Here is a 15,863-nt window from a genome sequence, read left to right as displayed (position 1 = left end):
GTCAGCTTAGTAAAATTGCTAAGCTGTATTGGTTCGATATTTTTGCTACCAGTCTTTAGCACTCGTACCTGCCATGCTGGCTTTGACGCTTTGATTCATAATTCGAGCAGCAAAGGCATCGCTATGAGGCTTGAGTTTTGCTTGCTTTGCCTCGATAAGCGCCAAATCATCAGTACTGAGCGTGGTTTGTAATGCTTGTATTTGCTCAGCCAATAATTGCTGTTCATCAGATGTCAGTAAGGCAGCAAATTCGTTAAGTGCTGATTGCAGTGCTAAAACTTCACGTTCCGCTTCTACTTTGGTCTCAATTAAAGAGCGTGCATTTTTATCTTCTTCAGCATATTTAAAGCCCGCTACCAATAGTTGTTCTTTTTGTTCATCAGATAGCCCATAAGACGGCACGATTTCAATCTTGCTTTCTGTCTTAGTCGTGGTTTCTTGCGCACTGACGGTCAGCTGACCATTGGCATCAATACTAAAGGTCACTTCAATACGGGCAAAGCCAGCTTTCATTGGCGGGATACCGTATAGCTCGAAGCGGCCCAGTGAGCGGCAGTTATCTACTGTCTCACGCTCGCCTTGTACCACATGAATCACCATACCTGTTTGACCATCTTGATAGGTAGTGAATACTTGGCGTTTTTTGACAGGAATAGGTGTATTGCGTGGAATCAGTACCTCAACCAGACCACCCATGGTCTCAAGACCGAGCGATAGCGGCGTTACGTCTAATAGCAATAGATTGTTATCACTATCACCGTTGACCAATTGATGCGCCGTTTGGGCAGCGCCTAAAGCCACAACTTCATCTGGATTTAGACGGCAAAGCGGCTCTTTAGCAAAAAACTCAGTCACTACCTGCTGTACAGCTGGCATACGGGTAGAGCCACCGACTAAGATAACTTCATCTAAGTCTGAGGTAGATAGCTTGGCATCACGCAGTACTTGTTCACAGACACTTATCGTGCGGCGGCTAACGGGCTCTGCAATAGTTAGCAAGTCTTCACGGCGTAGCACACCTTGATAAGACTGCTCATTGACAGTGATATCGATATCGACCTGTTCAGCATCAGTTAGTGCTTGCTTATAAACTTTGGCTTGTTGCGCAAGTATTGACTTGTCATGCAAGCTTACGTCTTTGGGGTCGATATTTAATTGCTTAATCAGCCAATTGGTCAGTAAGCGGTCAATATCATCACCGCCAAGCGCACTATTGCCGCCTGTGGCCAATACTTCAAAAACGCCGTCATTTAGTTTTAAGATAGAAACGTCAAAAGTACCACCACCCAAATCATAAATTAAGTAATAACTTTCTTTATCACCTTCTTGATTAGGCTGATCGAGACCATAGGCAACGGCTGCGGCGGTCGGCTCATTTAATAGACGCAGTACATTGATACCAGCCGCTTGCGCCGCATCTTTGGTCGCTTGACGCTGCGCTTCATCAAAATAAGCAGGTACGGTAATGACAGCACCTGCAATACTATCTTCAGGTAATGCGCTTGCTGCACGTTGCTCAAGAGCGGCTAATATACGAGCTGACACCTCAACAGGAGATACTTCACCCTGAGCGGTGACAAAAGCTGGCATGTCATCTTTATTGCCACTTAATTCGTAAGGATGAGAGAATTTTATATCCGCTTGGCTGCGACCCATAAAGCGCTTAGCCGAGACGATCGTATTTTTTGGATCATCCGCTAAGTGGGCTAGGGCATCATACCCAACCAATGGCTTGCCAGTACTTGGATAATAGACCACAGAAGGTAGTAAAGTGTCGTTAGCTGCGCCTGCTTCTAATACTTGCGCCTTGCCTGAGCGCACCACAGCGACCAATGAGCGCGTGGTACCAAGGTCTATCCCTAGGCCAAAACGATGCTGATGGGGTTGGGCACTTTGATTGGGTTCGGCAATTTGCAATAAAGACATAAGATAACTCAAAGATAAAATGAATAAGTGAAATGGGGCAAATACAACATAGGCGCTATGACAGTTAACGGCTGCGATTCTTCTCTAACATAGAAGAGAGTAGCGTTTAATAGCGCTTAAAATATGGGATTATACGGTATCGTTGAGACTATTTTAACCACCGCTTTAGAATATTGCTTTAAATAAGAGCGATAAATTAGAAAAGCTTGCACATACTATCAATGATACAAGCTTTTGAGTATTCATTGTCTAAACGTATAAATCATCATCATCTGAATGCTCAGACGTTGCGACCTCATCAAGACCCGTTGTCACATCAGCATTTAACTTGACCAAGAATTTTAATTTTTGCGTCGCATCAATCGCGGTTTGCCAGTCTTTGCTTTGGTAAGCATTATTAAAACGCTGAGACTGTTTGGTCAAACGTTCTGTAATCTGCGGATGTAGCTGTTGTAACGTTGAGAGATTTTTATCTTCAATCGCCTCATCCAATTCGATACGCATCTGCATCGCATCTTCTAAAAAGTCTAAATCAGCGATTGAGTGTTCTAGGTTTTGTGCTTGTCCTGCCACATCTAACAGATAGCTTGCACGGCTATCAGGCGCACTCAGCGCTTGATAGGCTTGGTTAATCAATGCTGATGCTTGCTCAGACTGCTGTTGCGCTTGGGCGGCGTCTGTCAAGTTCTTGGCGACATTATCAGGATGATAGCGTTTTTGTAGCAGACGTAGATGCTGATCGAGACTTTCTTGATTGACGTCAAACTGTACCGGCTGCTCAAATAGGGCAAAGAAGTTATCAAACTGGGCTTCTTGAGTAATGTCTGTCATATCATACGCCTTGCTTTTTTTATTTATTTTTAAGGTTTTATCTAGCCAGTGGCTACTTTACTATTTGGTTGGCTGCACTGCTTACTGATTTAAGATTGGCTATTGCAGCACTTATTTACCATCGCCCGAATGTTAGGTCAAAAACCCTAAACTCAGAAAAATCAAATTATTTTATCATTAAACCGTAAAGGATTCGCCGCAACCACATTCGCCTTTCTGATTGGGGTTAGTGAACTTAAAGCCTTCGTTTAATCCTTCTTTTTCGTAGTCCATCAACAAGCCATCTAAATATACCAAGCTCTTAGGATCAATAAAAATACTGACGTCACGGCTTTCATAGCGCGTGTCATTTTCGTCAGGGGTATCTACGAACTCTAAAACGTAAGCTAAACCTGAGCAACCCGCTGTGCGGATACCCACTCGAATACCTTCGCCTTTACCGCGATTGTCCAAAAAGTCTCGAACATGCTGAGCGGCGCGTTCTGTCATTTCAATCATGCCAACTCCCATTGACTATCAATAATAGAGATAATAATTTAAGAAAACTGTAGATGATCTGACAACCAAAACAACGGGCTTGCCAAAATAACATCTGGATAACGATGAGTTAATAACTAAATTAATAATTAATAACTGCTAGAAAATAAAAGGTGACAATTACATAAGCGTCATTGTCACCTCTATAGCGTTAGTAGCGATGCTAAACACAACTACTAAAGTATTGCTATTATAATACTCAAAATACAATGCTTACGCTAATAGGCTTAGCTAGTCGCTTCTTCTGCCATAACAGCAGCTGCTGCGCCATGCTTACCTTTATAGTCGCTAATAGCGGCTTTAATGGCGTCTTCTGCAAGAACAGAGCAATGCACTTTTACGGGTGGTAATGCCAATTCTTCAGCAATGTGACTGTTCTTAATCTCACCAGCTTGATCCAAGCTTTTGCCTTTTAACCACTCAGTGACGAGCGAGCTTGAGGCAATTGCTGAACCGCAGCCGTAAGTCTTGAAGCGTGCATCTTCGATGATACCGTTATCATCGACTTGGATTTGTAGACGCATCACATCGCCACAAGCTGGGGCACCAACCATACCAGTACCAACGTTTTTGGCATTTTTATCAAGATTGCCGACGTTGCGTGGGTTTTCGTAATGATCAATAACTTGGTCACTATAGGCCATGGGGTTTTCTCCTAGTTAGATGATGAGCAGTGGCTTCTGAAAGTTGAAACACTACCCACTCATCGATAATTGGGGTCAAACATTTAGGTAATAAAAACGGTATTTATAAAATAAAATTCATAAAAACTATGTTTATAATTGTCTGATTCATCATTTAATAGCTATATCTAATAAGTACTTCATTGTTTCAGGTTTTAGTGTTCAGCCCACTCGACTGAATCTAAATCAACACCTTCTTGATACATATCCCAAAGTGGTGATAGGGCACGTAATTTATCAACCGCTTCGTGCATCTGCTTGATAATCGTATCGATGTTTTCTTCAGTAGTATAACGACCGAAACTAAAGCGAATTGAGCTGTGTGCCAATTCGTCTGGACGACCAATAGCGCGCAGTACATATGATGGCTCAAGGGTCGCTGATGTACAGGCTGATCCTGACGATACGGCTAAGTCTTTTAGCGACATCATCAACGACTCACCTTCAACGAAGTTAAAGCTGATGTTTACAATGTTAGGAACGCTGTGCTCTAAATCACCGTTTAGGTAGATCTCTTCGATATCTTGTAAACCATCCCACAGTTTTTGGCGCAGTTTTGCAGCATGGGCATGGTCTTCTTCGTAACGCTCATTGGCAAGGGCAAATGCCGCGCCAAGACCAACGATTTGATGCGTTGGCAACGTTCCTGAACGCATACCGCGCTCATGACCACCGCCATGTTGTTCTGCTTTTAGACGAATACGTGGCTTACGACTGACAAATAGCGCACCGATGCCTTTAGGACCATAAGCTTTGTGGCCTGAAAAGCTCATCAAATCGATTTTCATCTCTTCAAGATTAATGAGTATTTTACCGACTGACTGAGCACCATCCACATGGAAGACCACACCAGCTTCGCGAGTAATTTCGCCAATAGCAGCGACATCAGTAATCGTTCCAAGCTCGTTATTTACCATCATAAGTGATACTAAAATCGTATCGTCACGTAGCGCTTCTTTCACTTGCTCAGGTAAGATAAGACCGGTGCTTGGCTGTGGCTCAAGATATGTAATTTCAAAGCCTTCTTGCTCAAGCTCGCGGCAAGTATCTAATACAGCTTTATGTTCGATTTTACTGGTGATGATGTGCTTACCGCGAGACTGATAGAAATGTGCCGCCCCTTTGATCGCTAAGTTGTCAGACTCAGTCGCACCAGAGGTAAAGACGATTTCGCGTGGATCGGCGTTGATGACTTCTGCCACTTGTTGACGCGCCACTTCGACCGCTTCTTCTGCCTGCCAGCCGTAGCCATGCGAGCGCGAGGCGGGATTACCAAAGATGCCATCTACCGTCAGATATTCGCTCATCTTAGCTGCAACTGACTTAGCAACTGGGGTGGTGGCGGCATAATCTAAGTATATAAGGTTGTTATGTTGGCTCATGCTGGGTTTGCCTCGCTGGTCGATAGGGTAATAGTATTGATGTCTTTTATGGAAATATCTTTGGTAACGGTCTGCTGACGGTCTGAGACTGACTGCACGTTTTCCATGTCTAATAATTGCGCTAAAGTTATATTTTTCAAGTACTGTTCGATATGATTGGACAGTGCACACCATAAGTCATGGGTTAAACACATTGTACCACCTTGGCAGTCACCGCGTCCTTCGCACTGCATCGCGTTCACAGACTCATCGACAGCAGAAATAATGCTCATCACATCGATTTCGTGCAATGGCTTGGCTAAATGATAGCCACCTGCCGCACCGCGGATACTCGTGACTAAGCCACGTTTACGAAGTTTAGAAAATAACTGTTCGAGATAAGAGATAGATATGGATTGCCGCTTGGCAATATCGGATAACGATACCGCTGTCTCTTGTTGGCTGGTCTGTAACGCCAGATCTAGTAACGCAGTAACGGCATATCTGCCTCGAGTAGTCAAACGCATGTGTTATCTCCCAACTTCTCAGTTATAAGTGTATTTAACAACGATCTTAGTCAAGTAGTTTTGGTAAAAGCGAACTTTTGCCTCTGTTAATTGTCTATCAACTAAGTATGTCTTATCGCTATTAAACAACAGATGATGAACCCGATGTGTGCAACGATAGAGTAATTATACTTAATCCCGAGTAATTTAGTCAAGATTAAAGTGTGGTTGAATGGTTAATCCAATTGATTACTACGATTGATAAAAACAATGGTGGCTAAGGTAGGGTAAAAGCTGGCTTGTATAATAAAAGTTTTGTACCGATTTAAGCTTTTATATTTGTTTCAAGTTCACGGTTAGCAAATTAAAGCGATAAAAAAAGCGTTTGGTAGCTTATTGCAGCTATCAAACGCTTAATGGTCATTAAAGCAATCACCTAACAGGTGCATTATTATTTATCAATAAATATCACCATCATTAACGAAAACTAGTTCATCAATAGTGCTATGACTGAGCCAATCATAATTACAAGCGCCATAATAGTCACAATTATCAATGTCTTCTGTTTACTCTGCAATTCCTTTACGGTGGTTTCAAGCTCACGATTCTTAGTCGTTAATGTACTGATTTGCGTCTGCTGCTCTTTGATACGGAGCTTATAGCCATCTTTCTTTTCGGCCATTTCCGCGTCAGTCGGCTTAGATTTGCCTTTGCCGCCTTTGATTTTTTTGATCAAACCCTGAATCAAGCCACCAAGACCAAGCTGCATAATAAATTGCTTAACCAATTGTACTTGTACGGACTCACCGCGCATCTGTAGTTTTTCAGTCGTTTCGCTATCGTGGGTCGTGATGGCATTGATGACTTGGATACTATAAGCGTTGATGACCACGTCAGGCTCACTACGATCAATGGGTAACTGCGCATCTAATAACACGCCCTTGGTGCTAAAAGTGGCAAAAATCTCGACATGAGGCAAATACAAACGCAGCGCAACGACAGTGCCTTGCTTGGCAAGTGGATAAGCGGCTTTACGTAGCTCGGGATCTAAACGTAACAGTAGGGTCAGAGCCGACTCGACGAACACGAGAATAATATTAAGAAGAGAGGTGGACAACGTAGTACGCTTCATGTAAATAATCCGTTTTTTATTTGGCAAGTTAGAGGCAAAAAGACAAACAAGAGTCAAAGCCGACTCAAAACATATAGCAAGATTTTGCTTATAGTAACGTCTTTATAATAAAAAGTAACGTTGGTTTCTGTCACTTAGCAAATAATTGTCTTAAAATCATCTCACTAATGCTTAGCGTTATGTCACTAATCCCTAGAACTATATTGCTAATAATATATCGTTAACGAAACTGTTAGGATTTGCGCGTAGTAATGTCTATAGTGCTGTCATCAAAAGCTGAATAACTCGTAAAAGTAATAACTCGTAAAGGTATTGTTTAATGTATGAGTTAAAAAACAGTCAGATGTTCAGTTGCATATATTTTGCGTAACATTGGGTGTCAAATACGTAGTACAGTGCACAAAAATATGTAAAATTGCTTGCGCTCCTTATGCTGCCTTGATATAAAGACGTTAACAAAGCGAAACCTGTTTATGCGTGAGTCAGGTGGTTTTTATTGCTTAAGTGCTATGAGAGCGATACAATACCTGGCGTGAGCGTTTATTATCCCCCTTAAACTTGAAGGAAATTTTATGAATAAGTCAGAATTAATTGATAGCATCGCCGATAAAAGTGGTCTAAATAAAACTCAAGCTGGCGATGCATTGAATGCTGTTATGGAAAGCGTTGGCGAAGCTCTAGAAGCTGGCGAAAGCATTTCACTAGTTGGTTTTGGTACTTTTAGCGTAAAAGACCGTAAGGCTCGTACTGGCCGTAACCCTAAGACTGGTGAAGAGCTTAGCATTCCAGCAAGCAAAGTACCAAGCTTCAAAGCTGGTAAAAACTTAAAAGAGCGCTTGAACTAAGCCGATATAGTTAAGTCACTCTATTACAGACAAACCCTACATAATGACGTGTCATACGAATAAAAATAGCGTTTGTTGATAGTAAAATGATAGAGAATCGCTTATTGATTGGCTACAGCCTAAGTAATAAGTGAAACCGCAAAAAAAGCACCTAAATATTAGGTGCTTTTTTTACAGCCATCGTTTGTATCATATAACGTGAATATTTTGAGTCTAGCGTAAAAATCACGTATCATAGGCGCGCGATAGTGGGGTTGTTTAGACAAGCCTTATTTTGCCCTTATAACTTGCCCAGGTTTTTACCCTTGCCATTGCCTGCTTAGATAGCATTAAATGGTCTTTCATCAATATAGGTTAATAAAGCAGAGATAACTATGGATAAATTGCGCGATTTCTTAAAAAGCTGGCCAGGTCGCATTTTATTGATTTTATGCCTATCGCCGCTCGCTCTATTGGGTGTCGAAAGCTACTTTGGTGGCGGTGTCGATCCCAACCAAATTGCGCAAGTAGGTGAGGCAAGTGTTGGATTATCAGAATATCAGACTGCTGTTAATAATCGCCGTACTGAGACCTTAGAGCAAATTGATGATGCCAGTTTATTGAATGAAGATGTGCTGCATGAGCAAGTACTAAAAGGTCTGATTGATCGAACTTTGCTAGAGCAGCAAGCGGGTAAGCTGGGTATGACGGTCTCTGACGACACCATCAATCGTCTACTGCGTCAAGAAGAGATCTTTAAAGATGCGGATGGCAATTTTTCAAACGATCAGTTTTCAAACTTTTTGCGTCAGCGCGGTATGACCAAAGATCAGCTGTTTGCTGAGTTTCGTAACCAGTTAAGCCTCGATCAGCTGAATGCCAGTATCGTTGGTACGGCAGTGTATCCGATGCAAGCGGTTAGTCAGCTAATAGATCTACAGCTAGAGTCGCGTAATATTTGGTTGCATCGCTTTAATTGGCAGGATTACCAAGAACAAGTGAAGCTGAGTAAAAACGATATACAAGCCTACTATGATGCCAATAAAGACACGCTAAAAAGTGCGGCAATGGTCGACTTGGCTTACCTGCAATTGAGCCCGCAGACGGTCCAAATCACTGATGTCACGACAGAAGATTTGCAGCAGCAGTACGCCGCCTATAAGCAAGGACTGGCTGTAGTCGATGAGCGCAAAATCAGTCAAATATTGATAACGGGTAAGGATGCCAAGGCTCGAGCAGATAAAGTAAAAGCCCGTTTGGATAAAGGTGAGGCTTTTAGCAAGCTTGCTAAGACAGAATCTGACGATCCATCAGGAGAGACGGGTGGTGACATCGGTCGCTTCAATCCTTCTGTATTTGGCAATGACGCAGCAGCAGTTGAAAAAGCCTTGGAAGGCTTGAGCGTTGGCGATGTGAGTGCACCAGTTAAGACCAGCTTTGGTTATCAGATATTTACTGTAACCGAAGACAATGGTAGTAAAGTACCTAGCCTCGAGAGTATGCGTGAAGAGCTAACGGTTAAGGCCAAAGAGTATAAGCGTCAGGAAATGTATGCCGATAAAGTCACGGCAATTAACGATTTGGCAGCAGATGGTTTTAGTATCGAAGATATTGCTCAGCAAGAGGGCGTGACACTAAAGCGTATCAAAGATTATCGTAAAAAAGGCAACCAGTCAGCATTGTCGCAACCAGCAGTGATTAAGCAAGCTTTTGATGAGTTTACGATTCAAGACCAAGCGGTGACGGCAGGTATTGAAGTTGGTAATGGCACGGTATGGGTACAGCCAAGCAATTATCGTCCTACCAAGACGCTTACTCTGGCAGCGGCTACGCCAAGAATCACACAGATATTACGTCAGCAAAAAGCCACAGCATTGGCGTTAAAAGACGCTAAAAAACTGGCGGCTGGTATTAAAACAACGGCCGATATCGGTAAGCAACCGGTCAGATTTCAAGCCTTAGGCGAAGTCAATCGTCAAACCACACGATTGACAGAAAAAGAGCGCGGCTTGGCATTTAGTCAGCAAGCGGCCAATAATGGCGTTGTTGCCATTGCGAGTAAAACAGAGATGGGTGCGACGTTATTGGTTGGTGATCGTATCAAGACCGAACAACAATCACCACTGTCTGATATGCAACGTGCGCAAACGGCATCTATTATCCGTGATAATTTGGGTCAAGATCAGCTACAAGACTATCTAGAGTATCTACGTTTAGTGTATAAGGTTGAAATTAATGAGACTAATATGGCCAATGCGCAAGGACGTTAAGCCACTTATAAGGCATTTGTTAAACCCTTTGTCTGAATAAGCTTTATCAAATCTTAAGTATAAAAAAGCCACTATTGATAGTGGCTTTTTTTATGCAATACGATTTTGATTTATTCTTAAAAAATTTGTCTGAACAGCATTATCTTGACAGCAGATTAATGACGGAAATGACGCATACCAGTGAATACCATGGCGATACCATGCTCATTAGCCGCAGCAATCGTTTCGTTATCACGCATAGAACCACCCGGCTGGATAATCGCCGAGATGCCGACTTCAGCAGCGTTATCAATGCCATCACGGAACGGGAAGAAGGCATCTGAAGCCATAACAGCGCCTTCTGTCGCCAAGCCAGCATGTTCAGCTTTGATAGCAGCGATACGTGCTGAGTTGACGCGGCTCATTTGACCGGCGCCAACACCAATAGTGCGCTGACCTTTGGCATAAACGATGGCGTTAGATTTGACGTATTTTGCGACGTTCCAGCTGAACAGTAAATCAGCAATCTGCGCTTCCGTTGGTTGCACATCCGTGACGATTTTTAGGTCATTGGCAGTAATCAAACCCAGATCCTGCTCTTGTACGAGCAGCCCGCCGTTAACGCGCTTATAGTCGAGCTGGCTTTCGCGCTGCTCAGGGGTTGGTAGCTCACCGCATACCAAGACGCGCACGTTTTTCTTAGCAGCAGTCGCCTCAAGCACCCCATCTTCGATACTAGGTGCAATAATCACTTCTACAAATTGATTGTCGATAATTGCTTTTGCTGCCGCAACGGTCAATGGGCGGTTAAAGGCAATAATACCACCAAAAGAAGACTCAGGATCGGTGCTAAAAGCGGTGTTATAAGCAGCGACTTGGTCGGTATCGACCGCGACACCGCAAGGGTTGGCATGCTTAACGATGACGCAAGCAGGGGCGCTGAACGCTTTTACGCACTCAAGTGCTGCATCAGTATCAGCGATGTTGTTATAAGACAGTGCCTTACCTTGTAATTGCTTCGCCGTGGCAATAGAGGCTTGCTGGCTTTTTAGTGGATTATTTTCTGTATAAAATGCCGCGTTTTGATGTGGGTTTTCACCGTAACGTAGATCTTGTGCTTTTTCTAGCTGCACATTAAAGGTACGTGAAAAATTCTCTGGCTCTTGAGTCTCATTGACTCGGCTACCTAAGAAGTTGGCAATCATACCGTCGTATTGTGCAGTATGTTCAAAGGCTTTCACCGCTAAGTCGTAGCGTAGGGACGTGGTCAGTTTAGTGCCATCACCCAAGGCTTCAAGTACGCGCGTATAATCAGCAGGATCGGTTACGATACCAACGTGGGCATGATTTTTCGCCGCAGAACGTACCATCGTAGGACCACCGATATCGATGTTTTCGATGGCATCGTTCATGGTGACATCCGCACGAGCAATCGTCTCGGCAAATGGATAAAGATTTACCACGACCAAATCAATACGCTCAATTTGATGATCGCTCATAACAGTATCGTCAGTGCCACGGCGTCCTAAGATGCCACCATGAATTTTAGGGTGTAGCGTCTTTACACGACCGTCCATCATTTCAGGAAAACCGGTATAGTCTGACACTTCGGTCACCGCAACATTATGCTCTGTCAGCAGTCGATAAGTACCGCCAGTAGATAACAAAGCAAAGCCTGCTTTAATAAGGCCTTGAGCAAATTCGACGATATTGGATTTATCGGAGACCGACAGTAGGGCAAGTGGGGCTGTACTCATAAGAAATTTCCATAAAAAAAGCCTGACGTAAACGTCTGGCAAGGTGATAATGACAATCGCTGCCGACAGTATCACAGTGGATAAGGTCATAAACGATAAATTGCCATACATAATGAGGGTTAATGACGATCGGTAAGCTCATCTGGCCGAGGTTACATTAAGTTATAGGTTTTAAGTTTTTTGCGTAACGTACCACGATTGAGACCCAAGATTTGCGCGCATTTGGTCTGATTGCCGCGCGTTTGCTCAAGGACGACAGACAATAGCGGCTCTTCGATTTGTTTTAAGATAAGCTCATACAAATCGGTGGGTATCTCATCGCCTAACATCGCAAAATACTGACGCACCACTCGCTCTACGTTCACACGCAAAGGTTCAGGAGTATGCCCATTGTTCATAAGGCTATCTAGAGAAGGCTCTAAATCACGGATAGAATGCTGATAATCGTCTTTATTATAATCGGCAAGATGCTCAGAGCTTTGGGCAAAACGATTGGCATTATGCTGTGCATGAGTTGCCATAAGATAATGTCCTTGAGATTAAAAAGAGTCAAACCATAGGGGTTTAGACGGGTATTATAACAAATTAATATCGGTTAGCATTGACAGATTGGACGTTATCTCAGCGGCAATGCCATTCAACGAAGACTTTTCAATTCCAAACTATTTCGTTACTGCTATCTATTAAGGTCTCGCTTATTACTTCTATTTATTAAGGTCTGCTTCAATAAATAGGATTAATACGGACTTCACGGATTTGAGCATTGGCAACCGGTATCGTAAATAGCAGTTGTCTGCGACTGGCAGCCGCTATTTGGTTTTGGGTACTCAATAGATAATCATCTGGTGCTGCAATAAACTCTCCGAGTAGGGCATCTGTCCCGTAAACACTGACCTTAACATTAGGGTAAAGCTGGGCTTGTGGGCTTTGGTTGTTTAACGTTGCACTTACCTCACTAAAAGTCCCCGTTTTTTTAATTTGGCTAGGCTTGTGATTGAGCTCAGTGATCGTCAAGGCAGATAAGTCAGCGCTAGGAAGGCTGCAAGCCGCGATTGTGCAGATTGTCTGTAGGCGTTCTGCATGAGCGGGATTTTTTACCAAGGTTTCTAAATTAAAAATAACATACTGGGCAAAAAGTAGCAGCGCCAGTACCAAACAGCCTAGCGTCCACAGTAGAGAGGCAATTGAATGCCGCGCTGGTGTCGGCGCGAATTTCGCTTGCGCTTGCATTTTTTTGACCCGCTCTTCATGTGTTCGGTCTTCGTCTCTAAAGGGTACACCCATGCTAAGCAATAGCTGCGATAAATCCGTATCCTCTTGGATGCTATTGTCATTTTTATTTTGCTCTTTGAGCAGATCTTCGAGCCAAGCGTTGTCAGTCGTATCATCAATATTGGCATGGATGTTATTGGCCGCCGCTGAACTAAGTGCAACCTGAGCAGGTGAGGTAGACTGCGTTGCTGCCGACGCTGATTGCGCTGCTGACTTGGGCGTTTTATCAAGCTTATTACTGGCTATAGAATTAGTATGACTACTGTCGGTTGCATGGGTCAGCCAAGCGTCCATATTTTCTAACGAGTCATATTCCAAACTGCTTTCATCTGCTTCGTCGATATCCATGTCATCATAAATTAAACCATCATGAATTAAGCTGTCAGAAGATAAGACGGCTGAAGATTGCTTATTAGAAAGTTGTTTATGAATAGGCGGTTTGACATTACTTGTGTTATTTGGGTCGGTGGTGGTGCTATCTGCCATTTTTGGTGGCGTATCGGTGGTGACGATAAGGTGCTTATTGACCAAAAAACTCTGCTGACACTGATCACAGCAAACGGCGGTGTTTACTTTATTTAACTGGGTTTGTTGTAATTTAAAGCAAGCTTGGCAATGAGGGCACTGAGTTTTTATTGGCGTGGTCATAGGGTCGAATCCAAAAAAGTATGGTTATCAATACCGCGTAGCCACTCACCAATAGCTGCCTCTAATACTCAGGCTTCTACTTAGATACTCATCGTTAAATGCTTGATACATTTATGAGTGATAGACAAGGACAGAGTGGCGTCAAATACATAACATTTGACTGCCCCTCTATCGTAACAGATGTAATTAAATGTTGCTAGCCTGTAAATGTACCAGATAAACGCTGCCAATGTTGGTCCTCTTGCGCCGTAAAGGCGTGCTTCGGATCGAGCGCAAAATAAGGCTGATACGCAGCAGTCACTTCTTCAGTTTGTGACTCGATTAAGCCGGCTAACACGATACGACTTTTTGGTGCCATTAAGGTGACAAAGTAAGGTGCTAAGCCGATAAGGGGCTTCGCTAAAATGTTGGCGACCATCACTTCTACGGGTTTGACGTCGTTTTGTTTCCAGTAATCAGTAAAGTCTTCGGGTAAAAATGCTTGCAACCGATCATCGACATGATTGCGTACGGCATTTTGGTTGGTCGCCAGCACAGCTTGTGGATCGATATCAACGGCATAGACGTGACGTGCCCCTAACAATAATGCCGCAATACCTAAAATTCCTGAGCCACAACCATAATCAATCACCACTTTATCACTCAGATCTTGCTCTGTTAGCCAGTCGAGGCACAGGCGCGTGGTGGCATGATAACCAGTACCAAAGGCTAAGCCGGGGTCCATAATGATATTGGTCGCCTCAGGATTGGGCGGCGTTATCCAGTTAGGCACAATCCATAAGTTATTGGCGCATTCTATAGGATGATAATTGCTCATCCATTCACGTTCCCAATCTTTATCATCCACAGCACTTAGCCAAATACGACTGGCGTGTACCTGTGCGCCAATTTCGTGACTTAACTGTTCAACCGCATGACGGCTACCAGTGTCTGTGCTGGCATCGAACAATCCTGTCAGGATCACTTCATCCCATAAGGGTGACTCACCAGGCAATGGCTCAAACAAGGGTTGATCCCCTGCGTCATCTAAAGCGATTGATAGTGCACCTGCTTCTAGTAACAGCGCCTCAGCCAGATCGACGTTTGCTTTTTCACACTGTAAGTGCAGTTGTTGCCATGCCATAACGATAACCTTAATCTAAAATAAAAATGAGTGTTTTGGATAAATGATGCGTATGCACAATATAAAAAGTGAGTAGATAGCAAGTTATAGACTTAGTATTTACTCACTTCGGTATGTCTTGATACTAACGCAGTGCTTGCTTTGCTTCATTGATGACGCGTGAGTTACCCTGCGCTTGCCCTGATTGCAAAATAATTTGCCAGAGCGCGCGTCTGCGATTGGCATCTTGCGAGACGCTAAGACCACGGCGAGCCATGGCTTCTGCCTTGCGCGGTTGGTTCTTTTTGAGAGCGACTTGTGCCAGATAAAAATACACCGCTGAGGATTTGGGCGCGAGGCGCTGGGCGCGGGTAAAGCTGCTCTCAGCATTGGTCAGCTTGCCTGATTTTAACTGACCAATCCCTGTTTGCATAAGATTGCGAAATGCTGGCAGGTCACTGTTGTTAGTAGCCGCTTGTTGACTGCGTTGTTGCGAGTTTTGGCGCGCGCGCTCTAATAGGTCATTGTGCGACGGTATTGAAGGTTCAGAAATTATATAGTCATCACGGGACGGCGTAATGATTACGGCATCGGGCTGTGAAAACACAGGACTGGATGGGGAGTTAGGCGCTGTGTACACTGGAGTTTGTTGCGTTAATGGGTTTGTCGCTGAAGATGGGCCAGACGGCGCATCAGACTGGATAGGGTAGTCATTTTTTTCATCATTATCGTCGCCTTCTCCATAGCCCCTGTGATCAATAATCGGCGCTTGAGTCGCAGGTTTTACGTTGGTAACCGATGAAGGCGCTGCTGTCTCTTGACGTTGTGTTGCTGGCATCGTTTGAGCAGGTGTTGTTCTCGTCGCAGTAATGGGCGCCGTTTGACAGGCACTCAAGCTCATTATGCCAACGAGCGCACCAGCAGCAAGGACCGTATTCGCTAGGGTATTCTTTTTAGCCGTGCTAATAATGTCCTGCTTAACGGATACGCTTTGCTGTATAGATGACACCATGTTAAGCCCCTTTTTAAGTTTTT

Annotated in this window: 14 protein-coding genes; 2 read left to right on the top strand and 12 right to left on the bottom strand. The window is 43.8% G+C overall.

The genetic code is table 11. The annotated features are described in order from the left end of the window. Window positions 1-45 precede the first annotated feature (45 nt). From hscA to ACSUPM_RS09410, 7 genes are all read right to left on the bottom strand, one after another. Entirely contained in the window at window positions 46-1,926 is a 1,881-nt protein-coding gene (gene hscA, locus ACSUPM_RS09440; RefSeq protein ID WP_201577928.1) for a Fe-S protein assembly chaperone HscA, read from the bottom strand. Between the two features lie 249 nt (window positions 1,927-2,175). Further along, the gene (hscB, locus tag ACSUPM_RS09435; protein WP_025653018.1) at window positions 2,176-2,757 is read right to left on the bottom strand and encodes a Fe-S protein assembly co-chaperone HscB; all 582 of its coding nucleotides are present in this window, start codon (window positions 2,755-2,757) and stop codon (window positions 2,176-2,178) included. 177 nt (window positions 2,758-2,934) lie between these two features. Continuing rightward, entirely contained in the window at window positions 2,935-3,255 is a 321-nt protein-coding gene (iscA, locus tag ACSUPM_RS09430) for an iron-sulfur cluster assembly protein IscA (RefSeq protein WP_025653020.1), read from the bottom strand. A gap of 266 nt (window positions 3,256-3,521) precedes the next feature. After that, window positions 3,522-3,938 (bottom strand): Fe-S cluster assembly scaffold IscU, encoded by a 417-nt coding sequence (iscU, locus tag ACSUPM_RS09425; RefSeq protein WP_025653021.1) that lies wholly within the window; start codon window positions 3,936-3,938, stop codon window positions 3,522-3,524. Window positions 3,939-4,132: 194 nt separating this feature from the next. Beyond that, on the bottom strand, window positions 4,133-5,359 hold the full coding sequence (locus ACSUPM_RS09420; protein ID WP_025653022.1) for an IscS subfamily cysteine desulfurase: 1,227 nt from the start codon (window positions 5,357-5,359) through the stop codon (window positions 4,133-4,135). Further along, complete coding sequence (locus tag ACSUPM_RS09415) at window positions 5,356-5,865, bottom strand: Rrf2 family transcriptional regulator (protein WP_010199379.1); 510 nt, start codon at window positions 5,863-5,865, stop codon at window positions 5,356-5,358. The genes ACSUPM_RS09420 and ACSUPM_RS09415 overlap by 4 nt, the downstream gene beginning before the upstream one ends. Window positions 5,866-6,331: 466 nt before the next feature. Continuing rightward, window positions 6,332-6,976 (bottom strand): hypothetical protein, encoded by a 645-nt coding sequence (locus ACSUPM_RS09410; RefSeq protein WP_025653023.1) that lies wholly within the window; start codon window positions 6,974-6,976, stop codon window positions 6,332-6,334. A 572-nt stretch (window positions 6,977-7,548) separates the two neighbouring features. Between ACSUPM_RS09410 and ACSUPM_RS09405 the strand changes: the two genes are divergently transcribed. Both ACSUPM_RS09405 and ACSUPM_RS09400 read left to right on the top strand, forming a co-directional pair. Beyond that, on the top strand, window positions 7,549-7,821 hold the full coding sequence (locus ACSUPM_RS09405) for an HU family DNA-binding protein (RefSeq protein WP_025653024.1): 273 nt from the start codon (window positions 7,549-7,551) through the stop codon (window positions 7,819-7,821). 374 nt (window positions 7,822-8,195) lie between these two features. Further along, window positions 8,196-10,070 (top strand): SurA N-terminal domain-containing protein, encoded by a 1,875-nt coding sequence (locus ACSUPM_RS09400; RefSeq protein WP_025653025.1) that lies wholly within the window; start codon window positions 8,196-8,198, stop codon window positions 10,068-10,070. A gap of 155 nt (window positions 10,071-10,225) precedes the next feature. Here the strand turns inward: ACSUPM_RS09400 and purH are convergent, their stop codons facing one another. From purH to ACSUPM_RS09375, 5 genes are all read right to left on the bottom strand, one after another. Beyond that, complete coding sequence (gene purH, locus ACSUPM_RS09395) at window positions 10,226-11,806, bottom strand: bifunctional phosphoribosylaminoimidazolecarboxamide formyltransferase/IMP cyclohydrolase (protein WP_436879884.1); 1,581 nt, start codon at window positions 11,804-11,806, stop codon at window positions 10,226-10,228. Window positions 11,807-11,958: 152 nt separating this feature from the next. After that, window positions 11,959-12,204: a helix-turn-helix domain-containing protein gene (locus ACSUPM_RS09390; RefSeq protein ID WP_037026284.1), complete on the bottom strand. Its 246-nt coding sequence runs from the start codon at window positions 12,202-12,204 to the stop codon at window positions 11,959-11,961. A 325-nt stretch (window positions 12,205-12,529) separates the two neighbouring features. Further along, window positions 12,530-13,726, bottom strand: a complete 1,197-nt coding sequence (locus ACSUPM_RS09385; protein WP_025653028.1) for a DUF3426 domain-containing protein — start codon at window positions 13,724-13,726, stop codon at window positions 12,530-12,532. Between the two features lie 196 nt (window positions 13,727-13,922). Further along, window positions 13,923-14,849, bottom strand: a complete 927-nt coding sequence (gene prmA, locus ACSUPM_RS09380; RefSeq protein WP_201565689.1) for a 50S ribosomal protein L11 methyltransferase — start codon at window positions 14,847-14,849, stop codon at window positions 13,923-13,925. A 124-nt stretch (window positions 14,850-14,973) separates the two neighbouring features. Then, complete coding sequence (locus ACSUPM_RS09375) at window positions 14,974-15,840, bottom strand: tetratricopeptide repeat protein (RefSeq protein ID WP_025653030.1); 867 nt, start codon at window positions 15,838-15,840, stop codon at window positions 14,974-14,976. Window positions 15,841-15,863 lie beyond the last annotated feature (23 nt).

The sequence above is a fragment of the Psychrobacter okhotskensis genome (assembly GCF_965638355.1).
Classification (GTDB): Bacteria; Pseudomonadota; Gammaproteobacteria; order Pseudomonadales; family Moraxellaceae; genus Psychrobacter; species Psychrobacter okhotskensis.
The sequence above is the reverse complement of the archived record's forward strand: the minus strand, read 5'-3'. Positions and strand labels throughout refer to the sequence as shown.

Bases quoted from the DNA above. Each gene is read 5' to 3' on its own strand.
- hscA (WP_201577928.1), bottom strand. From the start codon at position 1,926: ATGTCTTTATTGCAAATTGCCGAACCCAATCAAAGTGCCCAACCCCAT.
- hscB (WP_025653018.1), bottom strand. From the start codon at position 2,757: ATGACAGACATTACTCAAGAAGCCCAGTTTGATAACTTCTTTGCCCTA.
- iscA (WP_025653020.1), bottom strand. From the start codon at position 3,255: ATGATTGAAATGACAGAACGCGCCGCTCAGCATGTTCGAGACTTTTTG.
- iscU (WP_025653021.1), bottom strand. From the start codon at position 3,938: ATGGCCTATAGTGACCAAGTTATTGATCATTACGAAAACCCACGCAAC.
- ACSUPM_RS09420 (WP_025653022.1), bottom strand. From the start codon at position 5,359: ATGAGCCAACATAACAACCTTATATACTTAGATTATGCCGCCACCACC.
- ACSUPM_RS09415 (WP_010199379.1), bottom strand. From the start codon at position 5,865: ATGCGTTTGACTACTCGAGGCAGATATGCCGTTACTGCGTTACTAGAT.
- ACSUPM_RS09410 (WP_025653023.1), bottom strand. From the start codon at position 6,976: ATGAAGCGTACTACGTTGTCCACCTCTCTTCTTAATATTATTCTCGTG.
- ACSUPM_RS09405 (WP_025653024.1), top strand. From the start codon at position 7,549: ATGAATAAGTCAGAATTAATTGATAGCATCGCCGATAAAAGTGGTCTA.
- ACSUPM_RS09400 (WP_025653025.1), top strand. From the start codon at position 8,196: ATGGATAAATTGCGCGATTTCTTAAAAAGCTGGCCAGGTCGCATTTTA.
- purH (WP_436879884.1), bottom strand. From the start codon at position 11,806: ATGAGTACAGCCCCACTTGCCCTACTGTCGGTCTCCGATAAATCCAAT.
- ACSUPM_RS09390 (WP_037026284.1), bottom strand. From the start codon at position 12,204: ATGAACAATGGGCATACTCCTGAACCTTTGCGTGTGAACGTAGAGCGA.
- ACSUPM_RS09385 (WP_025653028.1), bottom strand. From the start codon at position 13,726: ATGACCACGCCAATAAAAACTCAGTGCCCTCATTGCCAAGCTTGCTTT.
- prmA (WP_201565689.1), bottom strand. From the start codon at position 14,849: ATGGCATGGCAACAACTGCACTTACAGTGTGAAAAAGCAAACGTCGAT.
- ACSUPM_RS09375 (WP_025653030.1), bottom strand. From the start codon at position 15,840: ATGGTGTCATCTATACAGCAAAGCGTATCCGTTAAGCAGGACATTATT.